We start from the raw sequence: 24,636 nt of genomic DNA, 5'->3' as shown, positions 1-24,636 counted from the left end.
TGTCTTTTACACCTTAAACCGATAAAATGTATCTCTTGAGTATCCCATCACTTTGCATGCTTGAGATACATTTCCTAGTTGTTTTGCTAGCTCTAATAACCCTAGCTTTGGTTTTAGTATTTTTGTTTGTATTGTACTCATTTCTAACACTCCTTTCTTTTATTATTTTATAACTTACTTATTTTAAGTGTCAGATCAAGTCCTATTTAATACATGATCTCAAAGATTTTAGTTTCACTTTCATCGAGCTACCAAAGTTTAATAAGACAAAAGAAGATCAGCTTTCAAATATTGTTGAAAAATGGATTTATTTTTTTAAGTACGCCGATGAAACTAGCGAAGAAGATCTACAGAAAATAATAGGTAGTGATGTTATTATTGGTAGAGCTTATGATGTGTTAAATCAATATAACTGGAGTAAAGAAGAACGTTTTGCTTATGATCAAACTAAGAAACATATTGATGATTATCTTTCTTCTATTCAACAAGGAAAAATCGAAGGAAAAATTATTGTCAAGTGTACTGGCCTGTCCATTAGTGAGATTGCAGAATTAAGTGTGAACGGTTACGGTTTCTCGTCTCCACCATGCTGTATAGAAAAAAGTCTGGATTCCAATTTGCATGACAATGTGGAGTATCTGCTTCTGTCATCCCAGTGGGATCTCTTATTCCATTTTATCAACAGTTTGTTTTGCAGTATCAAACAATTTTAATCCTATAATCCCGAATGTAACTAAAATAAAGCATATTACTTCGAATAAATTAACTGGTTCATTAAATAGGTAAACTCCAAGTATCGAAGCTCCTATAGCACCTACTCCAGTCCAAATTGCATAGCATACTCCGATAGGTATAGAACGTATAGCGAGCGAAAGTAAATACGTACTAAGAGCCATGGAGAATATGCTAATTATTGATGGTACGAGATGAGTAAATCCACAACTATGCTTAAGTGTTATGACCCAGAACACTTCAATTAGTGACGATAAGAGTAAATATATCCAATTCATGCATAAATTTTTAGGCTTAAATAGAGAGCTTTAGCCCTATGGTTCCTATTACAATTAAAATGATACATAAAACTTGAGATAAATTAATATTCTCTGTGAAAGCGGTTGCACCAATTATAGTTATTCCAATTGTGCATATTCCAGAGGAAACTGCATAGCATACTCTAATAGGTAGAAAGCATGCTGCAAGAGATAAAAAATAAATGCTAATGATCATAATTACCAATGTTGCAATCGAAGGCACAACTTTAGTAAAACTGTTACTAAACTTTAGCGTTACAGCCCACAGTATCTCTAGGATACTAGACAGCAACAAATATAACCAGCACATTTTCGTAACATTTCAATCTTGTATTGTAACAGAAATTGTTAGTTAAAACTACACTAAAGTGCAATAGATCTCTCTTTCGAAATTGCTTTGAAAGCCAATATATTAAACTTAAAATAACATTCTAAAAAACTTTTCTATGAAATTCAATTCCTGTACGTCATTTGCTGCATAAAGAGGTGTAGTTTGTTGCTCAATACCTGGTATTTCTACAAAAACTTTGCCCACTTCTTGACCTTTTTTAATGGGTGCAGGTATCATATCTTTATATTCAATACGCACCTTAATTTGGTCATGCAATTTGCGGTTGTAAGTTATGGTAACATCGTTTGCAACTGTAATAGGCACTTTTTTATCTTTTCCATAGAGAACATTTACTTCCTCAACTACACTGTCTTTAGCAAATATTTTCTTAGTATTAAAATGATTTAAGGAGTATTGTATCAGTCTTTTTGCTTCTTCTATTCGCTCTTTCTCAGTGTTTAAACCATTTACGACAGCAAAAATTCTCCTATCATTTCGTTTTGCAGATGCTACAATGCCATAACCACCAGCATTTGTATAACCGGTTTTTAAACCGTCAACCCCAATGTCGTGAAAAAGTAGAAGATTTTTATTCTTTTGTGCAATTTCGTTATATGTCAAATATTGTTCAGAAAATAAATCGTAATATTCAGGAAAATCAGTGAAAATCCTTTTTGCCAGCATTACCAAGTCTTTTGCGCTCATAAAATGATCTCCATCTGGCCACCCGCTTGAGTTGACAAAATGACTGTCATTCAGGTTCAAATTTTGTGCAACCTCATTCATTTCAGCCACAAAATTCTCTTCTGATCCTGCAATACCCTCGGCTAGTGTTATACAGGCATCATTACCTGAGACTATTGTAATTCCTTCGAGTAATTCCCTCACCGTAACGGATTGACCTTCTTTCAAAAACATAGAAGAGCCTTTTCTTTCCCACGCTTTTCTGCTTACTCGAAATTTATCCTCCATATTTATTATTCCAGCTTTTAGATAATCGAAGGCTATATATAAAGTCATTAACTTGCTCATTGAAGATGGGGCCATTTTTTCATCGGAATTATGGTCAAAAATGAACGAGTCTGAAGCTAAATCTAAGACTAATGCTTGCTTTGCTTTGGTTCTAAACTGGTATGAGTATGAAGAAAAAGGAAGTATAAAAACTAATAGCAAAATTACCAATCTGCTTAACATATCTATAATTTTAAATTTACAGTGCACTAATTAATAGTATAATTTTACAGGGGCATTTCAATAGATCTCTTGCATAAAAATTCCTTGACAAACTCCGCCAGCCCCCTTATCATGGTATTGAAGGTATTCAGTTATCTTCATCTGTGCAGATTAAACAGCAAGAAAACAACGTAGTTGGCGTCTTATTTTTAATTCTTTGCACTATGTGCACCTTATGTCTTCACAATATTTCTAGGTTTTTACCTACACAAGCTGAAACGCGCTTATAAGTCGTTTAAGACAGTATAGTATGCCAATTTGCAGGATTAGAGAGTGACAACTAGCTAACACGGGATTTCTTTTGCCTTTTTTTCTGCTTAGTAAATTTCTTAAACATTTGAACTAAGGTGAGTTGCACTTAAAAGCAGCTAAATTGCAGTGTTTAAGACTTAAAAAACGCCAAATACTGAAAATAGACAATGACCAGGGCTTCTTTTGCCTTTTTTTTCGTTTGGTAAATTTCTTAATGTTTGTAGCTAAACAACAACCGTCATCCCGCTACTTGTTAGCGGGATCTAGAGATACCGTGAATAAATCACGGGAGGACGGTTGATATGACGGTTCGCGGCAGCATGACGATAAGCCTCGTCATCCCGCTACTTGTTAGCGGGATCTAGAGATACCGTGAATAAATCACGGTATGACGGTTGGTATGACGGTTCGCGGCAGCATGACGATAAGCCTCGTCATCCCGCTGCTTGTTAGCGGGATCTGCTGAGATACCGCGGCGGTATGACGTAGAGCTCGCGTCAGCTACTTTCATTACACCATTTACTGTCTTTAAAAATGAATGTTCTTACAATTGTGCGTCATGCGCTTTATTAAATATTTTACTTAAAAATCTAACTTCTTATTATATAAGAGATAAGCAATTCACTAATGATGAAAAATTACGAAAAGGGGCATAGAAAGCGTCTAAGAGAGAAAATTATTTTAGATAATGGACAATCATTACTTGATTATGAAGTTTTAGAGCACATTTTATATTCAGCATACAGTAGAATTGATGTAAAGCCGATAGCAAAGAGTTTGATAGAAAATTTTGGCAGTTTGAATAAAGTTTTTAATGCTGACCTGGAAGCACTGCAAAATGTTGATGGTGTCAGCAATGCAGCAATATCTGCCATCTTTTGTGTGAAACAAGCCTTTGTTCGTTCTGCAAGAGAAGAAATAAAAGACCTGCCTATAATCGATAACTGGGAAAAATTGCTTGATTATTTAAGAATAAGCATAGGAAGCCTCAATAAGGAAAATTTTCGCGTCATCTATATGAATAAAAAGTATCGTCTAATAGCGGAAGACCTGCAAAACGTTGGTACAGTAGATCAAACTCCTCTTTATGTCAGAGAGATCATCAAGCGCGCACTTTTGATTGGTTCAACATCCATTGTAATATCTCACAATCATCCAAGCGGAGATACACAACCTTCAAATAGCGATATATCTCTCACTAGGCAACTAGCAGAAGCTTGCCAAAGTATAGGAATAGAATTAATAGACCACATTATTATTACATTCAGTAGCTATTTTAGTTTCAGGGAAAATAGGTTGTTGTGAAAGCCTTTATAGCTACAGTAACTTAGATTTACCGACAATCGTCATTCCGCTACGTGTTAGCGGGATCTATAGCTAAAGTGACTTAGGTTTACCGACGATTTGAAAAACGACAAATTCGTCATTCCGCTACTCGTTAGCGGAATCTATGCTGAGATACCGCGAATGAATCGCGGTATGAAGTAGGGAAAACCCTGCTTGGGTTAGCTATAGAGATACCGTAACGGGATGACGGTTCGCGGCGGCATGATGGTTAAGTAATTCGTCATCCCGCTACGTGTTAGCGGGATCTATCTGCGGCGGGATGACGGTAAGTTTTATTGTGGCACGATGGTGTAGTATAATGTTGGTAAACCTCAGTTACTTTAGCTATAAACGATTAAGATGAAGTTATCATATATCTATATACTTACAAATAAAGCTAATAGCACATTATATATTGGTGTAACTGCAAATTTGATCAAGAGGATTTGGGAACACAAAAACAAAATTGTTTCAGGTTTTACATCAAGATATAATGTAAATAAACTTGTATATTTTGAAGAGTTTGAAGATATAAGTTTAGCTATTGCAAGAGAAAGGCGCCTGAAAGAATGGCCAAGGCAGTGGAAAATTAATTTGATCAATCAAAAGAATCCTAGCTGGGTTGACTTATATTACTTAGCTTTAAGATAGCTATGCTGAGATCCCGCTACGTGTTAGCGGCTGAGATACCGTGAGTAAATCACGGTATGACGTAGGATTGCTGTCATCCCGCTGCTTGTTAGCGGGATCTATCCGCGGCAGCATGATGGTTGAGTAATTCGTCATTCCGCTACGTGTTAGCGGATGAGATACCGTGAATAAATCACGGTATGACGTAGGATTGCTGTCATCCCGCTGCTTGTTAGCGGGATCTATCCGCGGCAGCATGATGGTTGAGTAATTCGTCATTCCGCTACGTGTTAGCGGATGAGATACCGTGAATAAATCACGGTATGACGTAGGATTGCTGTCATCCCGCTGCTTGTTAGCGGGATCTATTCGCGGCGGCATGATGGTTAAGTAATTCGTCATCCCGCTACGTGTTAGCTGATGAGATACCGCGAATGAATCGCGGTATGACGGTTCGCGGTGGTATGACGTAGTAGCTATTTCTTGCAATCAAGTTTCGTTAAAGGTCAGATTGAATGGTTAAATCTTCCACCCAAATAACCACACACTCTACTTGCTTGTTTGGATATATTTCTTGTACTAAGGTTTTATAGGTCAGCATTTGCTTTTTTATTTCATTTAATAAGGAAACAGAAACGTTACGGTGTGATTTGTAGTCAATTATGATCGCTTTATCTTGCGTTATGCATAGCCTATCTAGTCGTACTAATACTGGTTCGCCATCAATTATTCCACTCAGTGTAATTTCTGACTTGCCCTCTAAGTCAAATAGGTAATCATATTTTTCGTTAAAAGCTAATATTTTACTGTAAATTTCATCCTTATCTTCACTGGTGTTTATATTGTCAAGATATTTTCTGACCCAGTTTTTTCTCCTTTCTTTTTCTATCTTGGGCATATACTGCAATATGCTGTGAATGATCAGGCCTCTTGCATAGCTGTCTTTCATTTCAGCACTACTTTTTGTCATTCCAGCACTCTCATCTGTCATTCTAATACCCCTATTTGTCATCCCAGTGCTTGACACTGGGATCCAGTTTTCATTATACAGCCACCCAGTGCACTCATTTAAAGTTAAGTTCCAGTGTCTGGGCACTGGGATGACATCTTTCTTGATGAAAATTACTCTTGTATCGCAATGTTCGTACAGCTGTGTGCTTGACACTGGGATCCATTCTACCCCTTCTTTTTTACTGGATCCCAGTGTCAAGCACTGGGATGACAGGGGAGAACGCTGGGATGACACCAAAGAGTGGGCTAAAGCTGGGGGAAGGGAAATGACTGGAACGTCAAAATAATCACGTTTTTTATAAATGTAAGGGTAGTTTGCGTTCACACATAGCACTTCAACTTTTTCTTTAAATATTGGCTGTAAGTATGCTTGTTTCTTTTCATATGGTTCTCCATACTGAGTGATTAGATCATACCAAGAGCCCTTTTGCACTGGCTCTTTACTTAAGATGTATAACTCATCTTCAGCACGTGTGAGTGCTACGTATAATAAACGCAAATATTCGTTATAATCCTCTAGTTTTTTCTCTCTTTTTACTTGATCACAATAAGCGTTATTGTTTTTTCCACACCAAAATGGTACTTCCGTTCTATCAAAGATAATGCTTTCACTGTTTCTTGGCACTGTGTTTGTATCAACCAAAAATACTATGGGAGCTTGCAGACCTTTTGATTTGTGAATTGTCATTATTCGCACAGCATTGCGTTCTGATTGCATATCATTCTTAATCTCCGGGTTATTCTCCTTGATCCACTGAACAAACGCTTGAAGAGATGGGTTTTCAAATTGCAACACAAGGTTCATAAATTCGTCTAGAACCTCGAAGCACTCAAGACCTAGCCTTGCAGCAAATTTCTTCTTACCTGTACGCAATATATGTGTAAATAGTGCAAGAGGAGACTCTATGCAAGATAAGTTAATGAGATCGTTTAATTCGCTATAGATATCTTCAGAATAATTTTCAAGTCTTTCCCATAATGATTGCTCTTTACGGTCATATGCAATGTTAAATAAATCATCCTCAGTAAAATTGAATAACGGTGATTTTAAAGCATTTGCAAGAGCTAGATCATTTGCCTGGAGGAGTAAAAATTCGGCCAAAGCTATTAAGTCCTGCACAGCTATATAGTCCATAATTCTAAAATAATCTCGACCTACAACTGGTACGTTTGCTTTTTTAAGTTCGCTTATTATGTAATCAACTAACACGTTTCGTTGCCGTACCAGAACCATAATGTCTCTTGGCTCTATATGGCGATCTTTAGCGACTAAAATTCGCCCTTGGTTTAACCAATTGTGAATTCTGTTGGCTATTGTTTGAGCAAGTAATCGGTCTGTTATTATATAATTTTCCCTGCATGTCAGAGGAATTTGTAAAGCTCGCTGTTCTTTCTCTTTACACTTTGGTAACGCTGGCCAAATTTCAATATATCCTTGATCATTTTCTCTATGTGGAACATGTTTTATTTCATTATCAACAAAAGATATTTCTGCGCGGAAGTTGTTAAATATTCTATCTACAAGCATCAAAACTTCTGGAGTTGAGCGGAATGACTTTTCAAGTTGGCATGATATCCAATCTCTACCACCAGTTTTCGTATGAAAGTATTGTTGCATATAGTTGAATAGATGGGGATTTGCTCCTTGAAATCTATAAATAGACTGTTTTACATCACCAACTACAAACAAGGTTCGCTTTTCATCATTACCGGCAAAAAATTCATCACAGAGATTTGTTATAATTTTCCACTGGCTGATGCTATTGTCTTGTGCCTCATCAACAAGGATGTGATCTATTTTTTGATCCAAGTTAAACAATATCCAATCTTTATAGTTTGGATTGCTGAGAAGATTTGTTGCTAAGCCAATTATATCATTGTAGTCAAGCAGTGCGTTTTTTGATTTTTCGCTACTGTATAGATCAACATATACTTTAAATATACCAAGTAAGCTACTGGTTCTCTTGAATATTTGATAAGAGTTCATGTCTCTTATATGGGTAAATACTACATTCTGAATATTTTCTATTATTTGCTCTGCATCTCTGAATTTCTCCAAAATACTTTTTGTTGCAATGGATGATATGCTCTTTTTTTCGTGCGATTCTGATTTGAGAAATACCTTGGCTAGGTCTTCTATGTCCTCTTTATTTGTGCTGTTGCACCAATCATTAAGCATTTTGCTGTAACTCTGATCTCTTTTACTGCCTTCACTTAATATCTCGGCTAATCTTTTTATGTGCTCAGTCGTTTCACTCTGTGCGTCATGAATTCCATCTGGAGCATTGAGTTTTTCTTTGATATATTCCGAATCATTTGCTGACATCGATCTTTTTATACATAAAGTATAAAGCAAATCGCGTAGTTTATTTTCATCAATTTCAGTTGCAATAAGGTTGATATCATCCTGCACAGTTTCGTTATGAAGCACTTTATTGAATATGATGGAATGTAATTCTTTACATTCACTCAGCGTACAATTTGGGGCGATGCCAGCTTCTATGGGAAAGTTGGAAATTAATTTGTAACAGAAAGCGTGTATGGTTTGTATAGTTAGACCAAGATTTTCCAATTCAGAGAAAAGCCCTCTTGCTCTTGTTAAATAATCTTTATTTTCTCTGGTCGAGCACTGGGATGACAAATAGGGGTACATCGGAAAGAAATCTAATTGTTCTAAATCTGCTATCAACACACTCTCTGAGCATATTGCCCACTTACTGAGTATGCTGTGAACACGATTCTCCACCTCGTTTGCTGCAGCATTGGTGAACGTTAAGCAGAGAATATTTCTTTTGTTTTCTAATAAAAGTCTCAATACTCTGTCTATTAAGATTTTTGTTTTGCCTGTACCAGCGGACGCATTTACCCACACAGAGAAATTAGGATCTATGGCATTTGATCTCATCAGAAGTGCGAAAACCTTATAAAAGTTGACTAGAATAGCATTATATATATAATGTAAAAATAGTCTTAGTGAAGATATATAATGAAAAGTTTTTGTGTAAAGGCGCCTGCAAAAATCAATCTTTTTTTGCATGTTGTAAATAAGAAGGAAACAGGATATCACTTGATTGAAGGTTTATTTGTCTTTGCTAATCTTTCTAATTTTTTGGAAATAAAAGTAGGTGAGAAGTATTCTAGATACGATAACTCTACAGTTGAATTTGTAAATTCCGAACTTAGAATTAATAACAGGTACAACACCGTAATTAGAGCAGTTAATCTATTGCTTAGATATGCCCCTGCGCGAACTAAAGTAATTGTAAAGGTTGTGAAAAATATACCAATTGCTGCGGGTTTGGGCAGTGGCTCCTCAGATGCTGGAGCTGTGGTACGTACGCTAGGAAAGCTGTGGAAGATTGATAGGACGATTTTAAATGAAATAGCTTTAAGCGTTGGTGCTGATGTTCCTGCAAGTATAGATAGTAAGCCTGCTTTTGTTAGAGGTATTGGTGAAGAGTTGTGTCCCATAAAAAAATTCTCTCTACCCACAAATATAGTACTGGTGAAGCCGAAAAAAAAGTTTTTGAGCACACTAGAGGTATTTTCCAAACATGAAGGAGAATTTTCTGAGCCAATTACATGGAACGATGATACCGAGAAAGATTTATTAAAGCTTCTTAAAGAGACGAGAAACGATCTTCAAGAGATAGCAGTAAGTCTTGTACCTGAAATTCAGGATGTGATATCAACACTTGAGTCACAAGAAGGCTCTATACTTTCTCGCATGTCAGGCAGTGGTGCATCATGCTTTGGAATATTCGATAGTGAGGAAAATGCAAAAGCTGCTGCAGTTAATATCAGAGAAAAGCAACCAGAATGGTGGGCATGTGACACTCAATTAATAGTTTGACTTTATGCCCTTAATTTCCGAGAATAAAAATCTTATAAACGGCTACAGCGAAGGAAAATTCTTGGTAAACAATCAAGAATATTGCGGCTCAATTATAGTTTTTCCTGAAAAGGTGATTAAATTGAAAGAAAGTGATATAAATAGCAAGGAACATTTTAAATCTTTTTTAACAGAGGAAATAGAAATTTTGATAATAGGTACTGGTAAAACACGCAATATACCAAGTTCTTCAGTGAAGTCCTATCTTATGGAACAAAAAGGTTTAAATTTTGAATTTATGACAACCGGTGCAGCATGCAGAACCCATAACGTTTTAATATCCGAAGATAGATTTGTTGTCAGTTATCTAATAGCCATATAGCATGCTTGAAATGTTTACCCAGGACTTTTTCATCAATAGTCTAGCTGCAGTAGTCGTAATTAGCCTAGTAACAGGCGCTTTAGGATCGTTTATGATATGGCAAAGGTTATCTTATCTTGGTGATAGTTTGTCCCATTCTTCGTTGCTTGGTGTTGCACTTGCTTTAATCTTTAAGATCAGCCCATCGCTTAGCATAATGCTCATTGCAATTACATTTGCTATACTACTTTCTCTTAATTTTAACAGATTATATTCTGCTGATACGATATTGAACATTGTTACCAATGTAGTTTTATCATCGAGTTTAATACTTATATCTTTTCTTCCATCAGGCAATAATAGTATTATTAGCTCACTGTTTGGTGATATATTAACGCTCGATCAAAGTGATATAATATCGATTTTTTTAACCTCTGTAATAGTTACTTTGATATTAATATTTAGATGGCGTTATTGGTTAATGATTTCAATTAATCAAGATTTAGCAGTAATTGAGAAGATTAATGTTAATTTTGTTAGACTAGAATTTTTAATCACTCTTGCTATATTTATAGCAATTGCTGCCCAATTAATAGGAATATTACTCATTGCTGCATTTTTGCTAATACCAGCAGCATCTGCAAGGCTCATTTCGAAAACTCCAATGCAGATGATTATTGTTGCAACAGTTTTTTCTGTGATTTCTGGGATATCAGGTCTGATGTTATCTGCAAGTTTTGATTTGTTAACTGGACCTGCAATTATACTTGTTGCAGCTGTATATTTAATTGTCGCTTATTTTATAAGGTTAGTGTTAAGTAAGTTGGCTTAATTTTAGTCTCGAATGTTAATAATTTTGTAACATACTCATTATAAAACATCACCATCTTAGCACAAAATAGTCTTTGCTATATTACTGTTTTTATGCTAATGATAAGTTGTTAATTTTATGGAGTAAGTAATATGAACGAAGAAGGATTTTTTTCTAAATATGTATGCCAACCTGTGAAAAAATTTTATAATTATATTACAGGAAAAACAGAAGAGTTAAATGATGTGCAGAGTACGGCAGATGATGTGCACAATATTGCGCAAGAAAACTCAGAGTCTTTGGATACTCATGTACAATCAAATGAGAATGATATCATATAGATGGCATGAGGGTCATACCATCCAAAGTTAAAAAATTCCTAGAGAAACCTGATGCTTTAAGTGGTGTGTTAATTCATGGAAGTGATAACAGTAGGGTTGGTTTTTATGTACAAGAAATAATTGCCAATTTGGATGAGTATTCAGTTCAGGTGATGGATTTTGCAATAGTGAATAAGTCACCCGGTTTACTGTTTTCTGAATTGGCAAACATTTCGATGTTTACCAGCAAAAAATTAATTAAGCTGATAAATGTGAGTGGAGGTATATCCAAAGAGTTAAAAAACGTATTGGATTATAACGCAAGTGGTCACTATGTAATGATGGTAGCAAGTGATCTTCCATATAATTCTGCGACTAAAAGTTATATGGAGAGTTCAAAAATTTTTGGTGTGATTGCTTGCTATAAGGACAGCAACAGCAATCTTTATGACATTATATCAAGTTACTTAAAACAAAATGATATAAAATGCACAAATGAGATAATCTACCATTTGCAATCTTACTTTAATCATAGCAAACTGCCTATATGTTCAGAACTTGAGAAGTTAGTTTTGTACTTAGGGGAGAGAAAAGACCTAAAACTTACTGATATAGAATTATGCTTTTCAACTTCCGGCAACGACTATGCTACACTTGATGATCTATGCTCTGCCATAGCAAGTAAAGATATGTCGCGCTTCATTAGAATTTCTGATGCATTGATATCGCAAGAAAATTTTTCACCGATAGCGCTAATTCGCATTATATCAAATTATTTCCTACGCCTTGAAAACGTTTTGCTGTCAGTGCAAGGTGGAATGAGTGAGCAGGCTGCGATTGATCAGCTAAGCCCTCCATTGTTTTTTAAACAATTGCAGAGCTTTAAATCTCATTTGAAAAGTTTGCAACTTTCAGAACTTAAAAAGATTTTGGAAGAATTGATAAGCTTAGAAGTTACCTGTAAAAAAACTGATTTAGATCATAAAATGATTTTTCAGCAGGTAATTTGTCATATTACAAATACAATTACTTGCTATAGCTAACAAAGATAAGGTGTAACCAGACTGCATTCTGTGATTTTTAGCAAAACATGATCTTTCATTTGAGCTTTCTTCAATTTAAAATAAATACAGAAACTAGCTATCTTCAAAAATATGGTTGAATAATTGTTAATAATAGTGTATAGTTATTAATATTTTCAAGCATTTTTGCCATGGCTCTTTCAAAATTTCTCGATCCTCGCAATAATTTGTGTTTTAAAAAAATCTTTGGAACGGAAAAAAATAAGAATATCCTGATCCACTTTTTGAACGATATTTTAGGGTTTACTGAGATAAATGCAATACAAGAAGTTGAGTTTCTTAGCACTATTATGGATCCCGAAGTTGCCTATGATAAACAAAGTATTGTTGATGTTCTCTGCAAGGATTCTCACGGAAATAGATATATAGCAGAAATGCAGCTCGCTAGAGACAAGGGCTTCGAAAAACGCGCTCAATTATATGCCGCTAAAGCCTACTCAAGACAATTAGATAAATCTGGCAACTACATTGATTTAAAGAAAGTCTTCTTTATTGCTATATCAAATTGTAACTTACTTCCTGAAGAAGTTGATTATATTTCTACTCACAATATACGTGATATAAAAACTAACGGTCATTACTTAAAAGATTTTCAATTTATCTTTATAGAATTGCCCAAATTTTCAAAAAGTAAAGTAGAGCAGTTAGAAAGTATAGTAGAAAGGTGGTGTTTCTTTTTTAAATACGCAGAAGAAACAACAGAAGAGGACTTAAAAGAGATAGCAGAAAAAGCGCCAATAATAAAGCTAGCATATGATGAATTAGACAAGTTTCGTTGGAACGAAAAAGATTTAGTAGCTTACGAAGAAAGAATAATGGATCTACGGAAAGAAGAAGCCATTCTTGAATACAGACTTGATCTTGCTGAAGAGAAAGGTAAAAAAATTGGTAAAGAGAAAGGGAAAATTGAAGGGAAAATTGAAGTTGCAAAAGCAATGCTGGCTAATAATGTTGATGTCAACACTATTGTCAAGTTTACAGGCCTTTCTATTAGTGAGATTGAAGAATTAAGTGGAAATCTGGGGAGTGTTAAATAAACTGTGTCAAACCGCATTTTTAGTTCAACTCAATTTTCAATCTGCCAGGAAAGAAAACATCAAGTTGAGAGATAGTTAATGCCCAATCATGTACAGGCATCGTCCACTTTTCCTCTGCCTTCTTTATAGCACAATATACCTGCTTATACAAGGCATTTATGCTGGTAAATGAGCCTTTGGTCTTAGTGAATTTCCTAATTTGCCTATGTAGCCCCTCTATGGGATTGGTGGTGTAGATTATCCTCCTAACTGGACCAGAATACTTAAAATAACCAGACAAGTTTTCCCAATTATTCTGCCAAGATTTTATAACCATAGGGTACTTTGTGCCCCATTTTTCATCCAATTCCAACAGATAATTCTCGGTAATTTCCTTGCTTGAAGCTTGATATACCTTCTTTAAATCGCTCAAAAAACTCTTCGCATCTTTACTGGCCACATACTTCAGTGAGTTGCGTATCTGATGCACTATACACATCTGCACTTCCGCATTAGGAAAGACACTGTTTATAGCTGCAGGAAAGCTTTTCAGCCCATCAACGCAGGCAATAAGGATATCTTCTACTCCTCTTTCTTTGAGGTCATTTAGCACTCCCAACCAGAAGTTAGCTCCTTCACTTTCAGCCAAATAAAAACCTAATACTTCTTTTTTGCCATTTTGATCTATGCCTAATATGTTATACATGCATTTACTTACGCAATGCCCGTCCTCTTTGACTTTAAAAAACATGCCATCCATGAAAACTATCGGATATACAGACTGCAGCGGGCGACTACGCCATTCGTTGATTACTGGTAGCAATTTGTCAGTAATACTTGATATCTCTGCCGCCGATATTTTGTGATCATAAATTTCCTCAACATGTGACACTATATCTCTATAGCCCATACCACTGGCAAATGTGCTCAAAATCTTCGTTTCAAGCTCTGGATGTAAGTTTGTTTGCCTTTTTTTGACTATTTGTGGTTCGAAACTTCCTTCCCTATCTCTTGGCGTCAAAAGCTCAAATGACCCTGCGCTTGTACGTAAAGTCTTTGCATTCCTCCCATTTCTTCGATTATTCTCTTCGCTTTCAGCCGACAAGTGGTTTTCTATTTCACCTTCCAGGCTTACCTCCAGCAACTTTTTTATAAACGGTGTTAATGCTCCATCTCTTCCTGTCAACGGTCTTCCTTCTCGTATAGACGACAGGATATTTGTTTCTAATTCTTTATAATCTACCAAACCGGTAGTTCTGTTTACTACTTTCTGACTCATTGTCAAACCTCCATTTTTTTATATCAATTTATTACTTTTTTTTCGGTTTGACACAGTTTATTTAACACTCCCGAAATCTGTGAACGGTTACGTTTATTTTTTATCCTTATCATCAAGTGTAAATAAGGTTATTGTAGAGATTAAGCCTATTATAACTATTATCAACGAAAATGGGGCAGCTTCTCTATAGCGCTCATCGCTTACAAGTTCATATATTCTAGTTGATATAGTTTCAAAATTAAATGGTCTTATAATGAGTGTTGCTGTGAGCTCCTTGATAGTATCCATAAATACGAGCAAAAATCCCGATAATATACTCTTCTTGATGAGAGGGATATGAACATTCAAACATGTGGAAATAGGCCCATGACCCATGGTATATGCAGTCCACTCAATTTCATTTGGTGTTTTTTTGAGCCCTGATTCTACCGCCTTAAAAGATATAGCAAAAAAACGAAATAAATATGAGTAAACTAATGCGCCAATAGTTCCTACCAAGCTAATTTCTACAATATATTGAGTAATGAAAGAGGATACTCTGCTTAAAAATATTATTATGCTAATTGCGATAATTGCATTTGGAATTGCGTAGCCTAAAGAAATGAGACGTGCTACATTATTGATTACCTTATTTTTACGCGCTGTATATCCAATAATTATTGCAATGCTAATTGAGATTAATGTGGTGATAAATGATAAACTAACGCTATTTGCTATTATATTATAGAATCTTGCTTCATATATGAAAAACCCCTTCTCTATGCTCCAATATATAAGTGGAATCATTGGCAAAATAAAACCTATTAATATTGGTAATGCACACATAATATAAGTGCAAATCAGTGGTATAGCACCACTTACACTCCGTTTGTTGTGATAATCTGAATTGGTATTGATTGCAGAGTAGGATATTCCTTTTTTTTGTAGTTTCTTTTCGATAGCTATTAGTGTTGCAACGAAAATCAATTCTGCAACTGCTAAAACAGTAGTTGAATATTTATCATGCAGTAAAAACCAGGTGCGATATATTCCTGTCGTAAAAGTATCGATAGCAAGAAACTGTGGTGTGCCGAAATCCGTAATTACCTCCATTAGTACCAAGGATAACCCAGCTATAATTGATGGACGTATGGAAGGTATGATGACAGAAAACAGGCTCTGTAATGAGGAGAACCCAAGTGTTGACGCAATAGTGACTGAGTTACCAACATTCTTTAGACTTGAGCGAACTAACATATAAACGTATGGATATAAACTAAATCCCATTACTAATATTCCACCACCTAGGGATTTTATCTCAGGAAACCAATAGTCACCTTTGCTCCACTCTAAAATGTCTCTTAATGAGCTCTGCACCGGACCTGAAAATTCTAGTGTATTTACATAGACGAACGCTACTATATATCCAGGAATCGATATCGGAAAGAACAAAGCAATCTCAAAAATTTTACTTCCGGGAAATGAAAAAAATGTGGTGAGCCATGCTGGAATCACTCCAAATATGAAGGATATCCCCCCCACTCCTATCATCAAAATTAGCGTACTCAGTATATATTCAGGGAAAAGTGTGCTGATTACCCATCCAGAATTTGCTGATTCTGTAAATAGAATCGATATTAACGATAGTATAGGACAGACGAATAATATACTTACTAAAAATAAGAATATATTTTTAAATACTCTCAAAAACATTAATTTGGATCTATATTTGATATTAAAATGTTATATGTAAAAACTGAAGATATCCAGTAATTATAGCTAACCCAAGAAAGGTTTCCCTACGTCATACCGCGATTCATTCGCGGTATCTCAGCATAGATTCCGCTAACGAGTAGCGGAATGACGAATTTGTTGTTTTTCAAATTGTAGGTAAACCCAAGCCACTTTAGCTATAACAGCCGTACTATTGAATATCTTTATAATTTTGTATATCATGTTTTTAGTTGATAAGTGAATAATCATGAGCTTCGTCATTGCAACTTTCTATCACTTTGTAGAACTCTCTAATTATTATGACATGAAAGACGAAATAAAAACTGCATGCGACAACATTGAATTAAAGGGTACTATACTCCTTGCAGAAGAGGGTATTAATGCAACCGTATCTGGTGAAAGAAACGCGATTGATAAAATATTCGATTTTCTACGTTCTGATTATAGGCTAAGGGACCTTACATGGAAAGAGAGTGCAGCAGAATATCAACCATTTAGCAAGATGAAGGTAAAATTAAAAAGAGAGATTGTGAATCTTGGTGTAGGCAATCTTGATATTTCCCTTAAGGGTAAATATGTTGATCCAGAGCATTGGGATGATTTTACTTCTCAACCTGACGTTTTAGTAATAGATACACGAAATGAGTATGAAGTGAAATTAGGCAAGTTTAAAAATGCAATCAATCCACATACTCAGCGCTTTCGCGATTTTCCTGAGTGGGCAAAGTCTTTCTCTGAGAGTAAAGACCTGAAAGTGGCTATGTACTGCACTGGTGGGATTAGATGCGAAAAATCAACAGCGTACATGAAAAATCTTGGATTTAACAATGTGTACCACCTGAAAGGCGGCATTCTTTCTTACCTTGAAAAAACTTATAATAAAAATGGTAATTGGGAAGGTGAGTGTTTTGTTTTTGATGATAGAATTACTGTTGATAACTCACTTACTCCAAGCAACACAATAAAATGTATATTCTGCTCAAATCAAGTTTCAACGGACAAGCTGAAGTCAGTTCCACGTGGCCAGGTGATTTGTTCTGATTGTAAACTTCAGTGTTATAGCTATAATAAGTAAGATCTCTCTACGTCATACCGCCGCAGTATCTCAGCCGCTAACAAGCAGCGGGATGACGAGGTCTTGAAATAGTCTTGTGTTAGCTATAGAAGAAAGCCCCTGTGCTAGTATTTAATACAGATCTTCAATAACTCTTGTGAGGTTGCATATTTTTAACTTCAGTGTTTTCAAGATATGTACTCACAGCATAACCCACCCCAGCTCCGAGTAACGCGCCAACCACAGCAGATGCAATAAACACTGCAATATAGACGCCAACAGGAGTTAAAGCAGCAGCTCCTAAACAATATGCTGCAACTAAACCAATAACTAAACCAACTGCTGCTCCACAAATATAGTATTTGCTACTGCTTTTAAGTTTTTCTTGCGAGTTCGGCACCTCATTCTGCAGTTTTACGTTTGCACCTTTATCGCTAATCTTTAAACCTAATAAAGTAAGATTTGTAAGTTTAGCTAATTCTTTTGCAACTCCATTGCTAATCTTGCAATCAACTAAACCGAGGAAAGTAAGACTTGTAAATTTGGCTAATTCTTTTGCAACTTCAACACTAATCTCGCACTCAAATAAACTGAGTGAAGTAAGATTTTTGAGCTCAGCTAATTCTTTTGCAACTTCAACACTAATCTTGCACTCAGTTAAATCAAGTGAAGTAAGACTCGTAAGTTTGGCTAATTCTTTTACAATTTCAGCACTAATCTTGCACTCAGTTAAATCAAGTGAAGTAAGACTCGTAAGTTTGGCTAATTCTTTTACAATTTCAGCACTAATCTCGCACTCAAATAAACTGAGTGAAGTAAGATTTTTGAGCTCGGCTAATTCTTTTGCAACTTCAACACTAATCTTGCACTCAGTTAAATCAAGTGAAGTAAGACTCGTAAGTTTGGCTAATTCTTTTACAATTTCAGCACTAATCTTGCACTTAGTTAAACGAAGTGAAGTAAGATTTTTGAGCTCAGCTAATTCTTTTGCAACTTCAACACTAATCTCGCACTTAGTTAAATCAAGTGAAGTAAGATTTTTGAGCTCGGCTAATTCTTTTGCAACTTCAACACTAATCTTGCACCTAGTTAAATAAAGCCCTGCAGTATTTGGTCTGTCTCTTAAAAGGTCTCTAACTTACTTACATCTATGTAATCTAAATCACGTAAAACTAAAGTGTTATCCCGTATTTCGAATGTCATTTATTCCACCACATTATTAGAGCATATTTCAACTCTACATAATATTTCAACAAAAGTCTACTTTTTATTCTTAATCAACTCTAAAGCCTTCTTCAAATCTATACTCTCAATATCTGCACTCTTGCCCAAAGCAACGTTCGTTTTACCGCATTTTATATAGAATCCATACCTACCGTTGCAGATGAAAACTTCTTTTCCTTTTTCATTAACTCCGAGAGATTTTAACTCTTTGCGTGGACTGTTTGCAATAATTTGTACAGCTTCGCTCAATTCTGTATTCAGCACCTCTTTGGAGCTTTTCTTAAGAGAAAAGTAGCTACCATCATAGAAAATATAGTACCCGAATCGTCCAAGGCCTATTTTTACTTCTTTCCCGGTTTCTGGGTGTTCTCCAATCACTTTTGGCAAGGAAAGTAACCAAGTAGCGGTGCTTAGATCAATCTCATTAACATTTATATCTTTTGGTATAGAAACCGCTTTTTTCTTTTCTGACTCATTATTAAACTGCAGGTAAAGCCCAAAAGGACCTTTTTTAATTACTACCTCTTGTCCTGTTATATCATCTATACCTAAACTTTTTGGATATTCTGAATTGTCATTACTGCCCGTAATTTCTTTTGTATGGTTGCATTCAGGATAGTTAGAACATCCAAGGAACACCCCGGCTTTTCCAAAGTTTAATTTCAATATACCATCGGAACAATCAGGACATTTCTTACCTATTTCTTCTTTTCCTTCCTCTGAACAAAACCAATCGACTACCAAGTCATTAATACCGCTAAAAATCTCATCATGCGTCATTTGCTTGACAGAGTTTACAAGACTAAAGAATGGCACCCAAAAGTAGCCTAGTTCTTTTTTCCAATCTGCACGTCCATTTGAGATTAAATCAAGCTTTTCTTCCATTTGTGCTGTGAAATCATACTCTACACAACGCTGAAAAAAAGTTTCTAAAAATATAGTAACGATTTTACCGCGGCTGCTTGGAATAAATCTTTTGTTATCCAATGAAACATACTCACGATCTTGTAATACCGAAATAATTGTTGCATAAGTTGACGGGCGACCTATACCGATTTCTTCCATTTTTTTAACAATACTTGCTTCACTATAACGAGGTGGCGGTTGAGTGAAATGCTGTTTTGGCTCAACTGAAATCAGCTTACACGCTTCCCCTTCCTTCATGGCAGGTAGCAGGCCTTCATTTTCGGCTTCCATGTTATCTTGATAGACTTTATAAAAACCATCAAAGAATATACTTGATCCACTTGCTCGCAGAATCACTTTCTGATCAGTAGAACTAATTTCAACTACCACTTGATCAAGAATCGCCGATTCCATTTGACTTGCAATGGTTCTTTTCCAGATTAAATCGTACAATTTAAATTGCTCTGGCGTTAAGTAATCCTTAATACTACCCGGCGTTCTATTGATATCAGTTGGACGAATTGCTTCATGTGCTTCTTGAGCATTTTTGACCTTTTTTACATATTTACGAGGAGACTGTGGTAAATATTTATCACCATATAACGACTTAATTGACCCTCTAATTGAGTTTATAGCCTCATCTGCAATATGAAACCCATCTGTACGCATGTAAGTTATCAACCCTACAGTTTCACCACCAATATCGATACCTTCATATAAATTTTGCGCTATGCGCATAACATTTTTCACGTTAAAATACAGCTTATTCACTGCATCTTGCTGAAGACTTGAAGTAATAAATGGAGGAAGTGGGTTTCTCTTAACTTGCTTGCGTTCTACTGTGCTTACAGCATATTGCCTTGATTCAATCTCCCTGACTAAGTTCTTTGCCTCTTCTTCATTCTTAATATCAAATTTTTCTAGCTTTTTATTGTCATAGTGGCTTAGCATAGCAAAAAAAGCCTCATCTTTGCTATTTTGCATTTCTGCCTTTATGCTCCAATACTCCTGTATTATAAACTTACTGATTTCATCTTCCCGTTCGCATATAAGCTTTAATACAACAGACTGCACTCGCCCTGCAGACTTGCTCCCCGACAATTTCGTCCATAACAGTGGTGACAAACTAAATCCAACTAGATAATCCAAAGCTCTGCGTGTTTGCTGTGCGCGCACTAAGTCCATATTAATTTCACGTGGATTCTTTATTGCTTCTTGAACTGCTCTCTTTGTTATCTCATTAAAGACTACTCTATAAATGTTGTTTTCATTACTGATTGCTTTCTTTTCTTTTAATATCTCTATCACATGCCAAGCCATTGCTTCCCCTTCTCTGTCTGGGTCTGTTGCAAGATATATATCTGATGCTTTACTTGCTGCTTTTACTAACTCTTTTATATACTTTTCTGCTTTTTCAATGGTTTCATACTTTATAGCAAAATCATTATCCGGATCGACAGAACCGTTTTTTGCTGGAAGATCCCTCACATGTCCAAAGGATGCAGCTACTTTGAACTCTTTACTCAAATATTTACCTATCGTCTTTGCTTTCGCAGGTGATTCAACTATTAATAACGCCATATTGTTAATTATTTTAGTACTTAAAGATAATATGTTGAGAAATATACGATGAAAAGTAAAAAAATATTTTAATAGGTCTTGTGAATTTTACAGAGTAGGTTGTTCATGGTTTCCAGAAAACCCTTGGACCTTGCTATTTTCAAGTGAATTTGAAGGTCTATTACAATAGTATATGATTGCAGCAGCAACCAGACAACAAGCTCCAACTGCTATTCCCACTGCTATAGCTAACCCAAGAAAGGTTTACCTGAAGGATAGAATAGGTTATAATGGCATATTAAAGAGATGAAAAATGCCAAGCCCATATAGTGAAGACCTCAGAGAATAAGTTCTCAAAGCAGTTGATGAAAAAACAATGACGATAAAAAGAATTAGTGAAATATTTAAACTGAATATAAAAACAATATATTTATGGAGGAAAAGGAAAAAAGAAACAGGAAACATAAAGCCATCTTCAGGCTATCAAAAAGGTGACTGAGCCTCACCGGTGGCAGAATCTGGGTCACAAGGTCTTCTTCCTACACTCCATGTAAGAGCAGAAAGTGCCTCAAAAGAAGTACCAACCTGCCACCTATCCACTCTGAGAAGTTATTATCTTCTCTTGCTTTCAACCAAGTAATACTTATTCATATCATCTGGGTAAGGTCAGTTTATAAAACTTAATTTGTACGCTTCCTAGTAATTCTGATATAGTTACTTTAGTTAAAGTCTATAAAAGTTTATAAATGGCAACCTTAAGTGTAAGAGAAGCTTTATGCACAGCGATCAGAGAAGAAATGCAAAACGACCCTGACGTGTTGATCATCGGTGAAGAAGTTGCAGAGTATGATGGTGCCTATAAAGTAACAAAAGGATTACTGAAAGAGTTTGGAGAAAATAGAGTGGTTGATACGCCTATTACCGAACATGGATTTGCTGGCCTTGCTGTTGGAGCGGCATTTGCTGGGTTAAAGCCAATCGTTGAGTTTATGACTTTTAATTTTTCTATGCAGGCTATTGACCAAATCGTGAATTCTGCAGCAAAAACAAATTATATGTCAGGTGGACAACTTGGATGCCCCATAGTATTTCGTGGGCCAAATGGTGCTGCAGCAAGAGTTGCTGCACAACACTCTCAATGCTTTGCATCTTGGTATTCGCATATACCGGGATTAAAAGTGATAGCACCTTACTTTGCCTCCGATTGCAGAGGTCTGCTTAAAGCTGCAATTCGTGACCCTAATCCGGTAATATTTCTAGAAAACGAAATAGCTTACGGACATGAACATGAAGTTTCTGACTCTGAGCTGTCAAATAAAGATTATCTACTTGAGATAGGCAAGGCTGCTGTTATACGGGAAGGAAAGGATGTAACTATCACTGCTTTCTCACTGAAATTAATGGATGCTTTAAACGCAGCAGATTTACTTTCAGGTGAAGGTATAGAAGCTGAAGTTATTGATCTTAGAACTTTAAGACCACTTGACACTCAAACTGTTATTCACTCTGTTAAAAAAACTAATAGGCTAGTTAGTGTAGAAGAGGGTTGGCCATTTGCAGGAATAGGAGCAGAACTTTCGGCTGTTGTTATGGAACAAGGATTTGACTACCTTGATGCTCCAGTTATGCGCGTAACTGGCAAGGACATCCCCTTACCTTACGCTGCAAACCTAGAAAAAAAAGCATTACCGCAAGTGGAAGATATAGTTGAAGCTGTGCATCAGGTCTGCTTTAGAAAAAAATAACCCTATTGGTTCTTTTTTGTGTCTCCTGTTCCACATTGGTCCATCAAGGAAGTATTTCCAGTGCTGCCTATACCACCCATTACTTTTGTCACAATAGTTTTAGCACCGAAAAATACAGCACAAAATATACCGAGTGCAAAAAGAGCTGGCCATGGCATTCTACCAAATATCGCAAGCAAAGCCGCACCTATTATCACTACGGTCATAAGCGGTCCGCCTATTCCCCAAACATAGCCAATAATATTACATATTACTTGAGCAGTTGTATCGTCATTAGCGTCAGCAGCACTCCCAACATGAGAGAAAGAAACAAGCAATATTATAAGAAAAGCATTGAAAATTTTCTTGATCGTAGGGTTCATCCCTATACCTTAAATTTAGATATTGTAATTATACCTAAAATACTATAATTTTTGGTAAAGTTAGCAAAAAGATTAAATAAGTTTACGATTAAGCGCTTTAAAATTACTATTTTTTTAAGTTTTTATAGTTGCTGCTGGTTAGAACGTTCAACAAATGTACTTAGTAACTCAGAGTCAACATTTGAACCTCGCTCCTCCTTTTCACTCACTTTTTTACAAACTTGTGCAATGCCGTAACCTACCAATGCACCTACAACAGCAGACGCGATGAACACTGCAATAGCAACACCAAGCGATGCTAAGGTAGCTGCCCCTGCAAAATATGCAATTGCTGCTCCAGCAATTGCACCACCCAGAGTGCTGTACACATATATGTTATTATGTTTAGGTGTATTAAATAGGACTTGATCTGACACTTAAAATAAGTAAGTTATAAAATAATAAAAGAAAGGAGTGTTAGAAATGAGTACAATACAAACAAAAATACTAAAACCAAAGCTAGGGTTATTAGAGCTAGCAAAACAACTAGGAAATGTATCTCAAGCATGCAAAGTGATGGGATACTCAAGAGATACATTTTATCGGTTTAAGGAGTTATATGAAAATGGAGGAGAGGAAGCATTACATGAAATAAGTAAGAAAAAACCGCTATTAGCGAACAGAGTTTCCGACGATATAGAAAGAGCAGTGATTGGTATAGCAACAGAATTTCCAGCATATGGGCAAGAAAGAGCTGCAAATGAACTGAGAAAAAGAGGTATAATAATTTCTCAGGGAGGAGTAAGGTCTGTATGGCTAAGAAATGACCTTGAAACTCTCAAAAAGAGACTTAAAGCGCTAGAGACAAAAGTAGCTTAAGAAGGAATCATTTTAACTGAAGAACAACTTACAGCTTTAGAAAAAGTTAAAGAACAAAGGGAAGCTCATGGTGAAATTGAGACACAACATCCAGGTTATTTGGGTTCTCAAGATACCTATTATGTGGGCAATATCAAAGGTATAGGGCTAATTTATCAGCAGACTTTTGTTGATACTTATTCGAGAGTTGCAATGGTTAAACTTTACACGGACAGAACAGCTATTACAGCTGCAGACCTCCTCAACGATAGAGTTATTCCATTTTTTGATGAGCAGAAAATTCCATTATTACGCATTCTAACTGATAGGGGTACAGAGTATTGTGGCAAGCCAGAAAATCACGCTTATCAGTTATATTTGGGAATCGAAAATATCGATCATTCTAGAACCAAAGCCAACTCTCCACAAACCAATGGCATATGTGAAAGATTTCATAGAACCATGCAAGATGAGTGTTACAATATTATCTTTAGAAAGAAAATCTACAATTCTTTGGAAGATCTACAGATTGATGTTGATTATTGGTTGCGTTCTTATAATGAGACAAGGCCTCACTCGGGTAAGTATTGCTATGGCAAAACACCTATGCAAACGTTTTTTGATAGTAAATATATTGCTTTTCAGAAAAACATTAGTAGCATTAAACAAGAGCCTGATATTAGTTTTGACTACCTCAATTCTTCTGTCAGTTAATTCTTG

General features: G+C 35.8%; 21 protein-coding genes and 4 pseudogenes. 13 read left to right on the top strand and 12 right to left on the bottom strand.

Annotated elements, in window-relative coordinates; genetic code table 11:
- Positions 1-12: 12 nt before the first annotated feature.
- Positions 13-141, bottom strand: a pseudogene (locus ACE38O_RS02145) (helix-turn-helix domain-containing protein); the annotation flags it as partial.
- A 71-nt stretch (positions 142-212) separates the two neighbouring features.
- On the opposite strand from ACE38O_RS02145, the pseudogene ACE38O_RS02140 reads away from it, so the two are divergent.
- Positions 213-713: pseudogene (locus ACE38O_RS02140) on the top strand (PD-(D/E)XK nuclease family transposase); the annotation flags it as partial.
- On the opposite strand, the gene ACE38O_RS02135 reads toward ACE38O_RS02140, so the two are convergent.
- The 3 genes from ACE38O_RS02135 to ACE38O_RS02125 all read right to left on the bottom strand — a co-directional run bounded on the left by ACE38O_RS02135 (position 666) and on the right by ACE38O_RS02125 (position 2,556).
- Positions 666-1,010: a DMT family transporter gene (locus ACE38O_RS02135; protein WP_096616925.1), complete on the bottom strand. Its 345-nt coding sequence runs from the start codon at positions 1,008-1,010 to the stop codon at positions 666-668. The pseudogene ACE38O_RS02140 and the gene ACE38O_RS02135 overlap by 48 nt on opposite strands.
- Before the next feature lie 16 nt (positions 1,011-1,026).
- The gene (locus ACE38O_RS02130; protein WP_064124961.1) at positions 1,027-1,341 is read right to left on the bottom strand and encodes a DMT family transporter; all 315 of its coding nucleotides are present in this window, start codon (positions 1,339-1,341) and stop codon (positions 1,027-1,029) included.
- A gap of 108 nt (positions 1,342-1,449) precedes the next feature.
- Positions 1,450-2,556, bottom strand: coding sequence for a D-alanyl-D-alanine carboxypeptidase family protein (locus tag ACE38O_RS02125; protein ID WP_374698933.1), 1,107 nt, complete (start codon positions 2,554-2,556; stop codon positions 1,450-1,452).
- 921 nt (positions 2,557-3,477) lie between these two features.
- Between ACE38O_RS02125 and radC the strand changes: the two genes are divergently transcribed.
- Together radC and ACE38O_RS02115 are read left to right on the top strand one after the other, a co-directional pair.
- The gene (radC, locus tag ACE38O_RS02120; protein WP_374699063.1) at positions 3,478-4,152 is read left to right on the top strand and encodes a RadC family protein; all 675 of its coding nucleotides are present in this window, start codon (positions 3,478-3,480) and stop codon (positions 4,150-4,152) included.
- A gap of 381 nt (positions 4,153-4,533) precedes the next feature.
- A complete protein-coding gene (locus tag ACE38O_RS02115) occupies positions 4,534-4,824 on the top strand; it encodes a GIY-YIG nuclease family protein (protein WP_007549156.1) in 291 nt (96 codons plus the stop codon).
- A 478-nt stretch (positions 4,825-5,302) separates the two neighbouring features.
- Here the strand turns inward: ACE38O_RS02115 and ACE38O_RS02110 are convergent, their stop codons facing one another.
- The gene (locus ACE38O_RS02110) at positions 5,303-8,719 is read right to left on the bottom strand and encodes a UvrD-helicase domain-containing protein (protein WP_374698932.1); all 3,417 of its coding nucleotides are present in this window, start codon (positions 8,717-8,719) and stop codon (positions 5,303-5,305) included.
- 81 nt (positions 8,720-8,800) lie between these two features.
- Here ACE38O_RS02110 and ACE38O_RS02105 point away from each other — a divergent pair, with 81 nt between their 5' ends.
- The 6 genes from ACE38O_RS02105 to ACE38O_RS02080 all read left to right on the top strand — a co-directional run bounded on the left by ACE38O_RS02105 (position 8,801) and on the right by ACE38O_RS02080 (position 13,257).
- Complete coding sequence (locus tag ACE38O_RS02105) at positions 8,801-9,667, top strand: 4-(cytidine 5'-diphospho)-2-C-methyl-D-erythritol kinase (protein ID WP_374698931.1); 867 nt, start codon at positions 8,801-8,803, stop codon at positions 9,665-9,667.
- A 4-nt stretch (positions 9,668-9,671) separates the two neighbouring features.
- Positions 9,672-10,028, top strand: coding sequence for an Mth938-like domain-containing protein (locus ACE38O_RS02100; protein WP_374698930.1), 357 nt, complete (start codon positions 9,672-9,674; stop codon positions 10,026-10,028).
- Position 10,029: 1 nt separating this feature from the next.
- Positions 10,030-10,839, top strand: coding sequence for a metal ABC transporter permease (locus ACE38O_RS02095; RefSeq protein ID WP_374698929.1), 810 nt, complete (start codon positions 10,030-10,032; stop codon positions 10,837-10,839).
- A gap of 131 nt (positions 10,840-10,970) precedes the next feature.
- The gene (locus ACE38O_RS02090) at positions 10,971-11,159 is read left to right on the top strand and encodes a hypothetical protein (RefSeq protein ID WP_374698928.1); all 189 of its coding nucleotides are present in this window, start codon (positions 10,971-10,973) and stop codon (positions 11,157-11,159) included.
- A 5-nt stretch (positions 11,160-11,164) separates the two neighbouring features.
- Positions 11,165-12,181 carry a DNA polymerase III subunit delta gene (gene holA, locus ACE38O_RS02085; protein ID WP_253307336.1) on the top strand — a complete coding sequence of 339 codons (1,017 nt, stop codon included), beginning with the start codon at positions 11,165-11,167 and terminating at the stop codon, positions 12,179-12,181.
- Between the two features lie 170 nt (positions 12,182-12,351).
- A complete protein-coding gene (locus tag ACE38O_RS02080) occupies positions 12,352-13,257 on the top strand; it encodes an Rpn family recombination-promoting nuclease/putative transposase (RefSeq protein ID WP_374698927.1) in 906 nt (301 codons plus the stop codon).
- A 19-nt stretch (positions 13,258-13,276) separates the two neighbouring features.
- Here ACE38O_RS02080 and ACE38O_RS02075 read toward each other — a convergent pair whose 3' ends face one another.
- Positions 13,277-14,515 (bottom strand): IS256-like element ISWpi15 family transposase, encoded by a 1,239-nt coding sequence (locus ACE38O_RS02075; protein WP_374698228.1) that lies wholly within the window; start codon positions 14,513-14,515, stop codon positions 13,277-13,279.
- A gap of 93 nt (positions 14,516-14,608) precedes the next feature.
- Positions 14,609-16,207 carry an ABC transporter permease gene (locus ACE38O_RS02070; RefSeq protein WP_374698926.1) on the bottom strand — a complete coding sequence of 533 codons (1,599 nt, stop codon included), beginning with the start codon at positions 16,205-16,207 and terminating at the stop codon, positions 14,609-14,611.
- A gap of 268 nt (positions 16,208-16,475) precedes the next feature.
- On the opposite strand from ACE38O_RS02070, the gene ACE38O_RS02065 reads away from it, so the two are divergent.
- Positions 16,476-17,303 carry a rhodanese-related sulfurtransferase gene (locus tag ACE38O_RS02065; RefSeq protein WP_374698925.1) on the top strand — a complete coding sequence of 276 codons (828 nt, stop codon included), beginning with the start codon at positions 16,476-16,478 and terminating at the stop codon, positions 17,301-17,303.
- Between the two features lie 124 nt (positions 17,304-17,427).
- Here ACE38O_RS02065 and ACE38O_RS02060 read toward each other — a convergent pair whose 3' ends face one another.
- The 3 genes and pseudogenes from ACE38O_RS02060 to topA all read right to left on the bottom strand — a co-directional run bounded on the left by ACE38O_RS02060 (position 17,428) and on the right by topA (position 20,993).
- Entirely contained in the window at positions 17,428-17,682 is a 255-nt protein-coding gene (locus tag ACE38O_RS02060; protein WP_374698924.1) for a hypothetical protein, read from the bottom strand.
- Between the two features lie 318 nt (positions 17,683-18,000).
- Positions 18,001-18,060: pseudogene (locus ACE38O_RS02055) on the bottom strand (hypothetical protein); the annotation flags it as partial.
- A gap of 482 nt (positions 18,061-18,542) precedes the next feature.
- The gene (topA, locus tag ACE38O_RS02050) at positions 18,543-20,993 is read right to left on the bottom strand and encodes a type I DNA topoisomerase (RefSeq protein ID WP_374698923.1); all 2,451 of its coding nucleotides are present in this window, start codon (positions 20,991-20,993) and stop codon (positions 18,543-18,545) included.
- A gap of 355 nt (positions 20,994-21,348) precedes the next feature.
- Here topA and ACE38O_RS02045 point away from each other — a divergent pair, with 355 nt between their 5' ends.
- Together ACE38O_RS02045 and ACE38O_RS02040 are read left to right on the top strand one after the other, a co-directional pair.
- The gene (locus ACE38O_RS02045) at positions 21,349-21,471 is read left to right on the top strand and encodes a hypothetical protein (protein ID WP_374698922.1); all 123 of its coding nucleotides are present in this window, start codon (positions 21,349-21,351) and stop codon (positions 21,469-21,471) included.
- A gap of 247 nt (positions 21,472-21,718) precedes the next feature.
- Entirely contained in the window at positions 21,719-22,717 is a 999-nt protein-coding gene (locus tag ACE38O_RS02040) for a pyruvate dehydrogenase complex E1 component subunit beta (protein ID WP_374698921.1), read from the top strand.
- Between the two features lie 2 nt (positions 22,718-22,719).
- Here the strand turns inward: ACE38O_RS02040 and ACE38O_RS02035 are convergent, their stop codons facing one another.
- On the bottom strand, positions 22,720-23,079 hold the full coding sequence (locus ACE38O_RS02035) for a TrbC/VirB2 family protein (protein WP_374698920.1): 360 nt from the start codon (positions 23,077-23,079) through the stop codon (positions 22,720-22,722).
- Positions 23,080-23,201: 122 nt separating this feature from the next.
- Positions 23,202-23,495, bottom strand: a complete 294-nt coding sequence (locus ACE38O_RS02030) for a hypothetical protein (RefSeq protein ID WP_374698919.1) — start codon at positions 23,493-23,495, stop codon at positions 23,202-23,204.
- 46 nt (positions 23,496-23,541) lie between these two features.
- On the opposite strand from ACE38O_RS02030, the pseudogene ACE38O_RS02025 reads away from it, so the two are divergent.
- A pseudogene (locus ACE38O_RS02025) lies at positions 23,542-24,630 on the top strand (IS481 family transposase).
- The last annotated feature ends 6 nt before the right edge of the window (positions 24,631-24,636 follow it).

Origin of the sequence: Wolbachia endosymbiont (group B) of Limnophora tigrina, from assembly GCF_964263235.1 — a bacterium.
Lineage (GTDB): Bacteria > Pseudomonadota > Alphaproteobacteria > Rickettsiales > Anaplasmataceae > Wolbachia.
The sequence above is the reverse complement of the archived record's forward strand: the minus strand, read 5'-3'. Positions and strand labels throughout refer to the sequence as shown.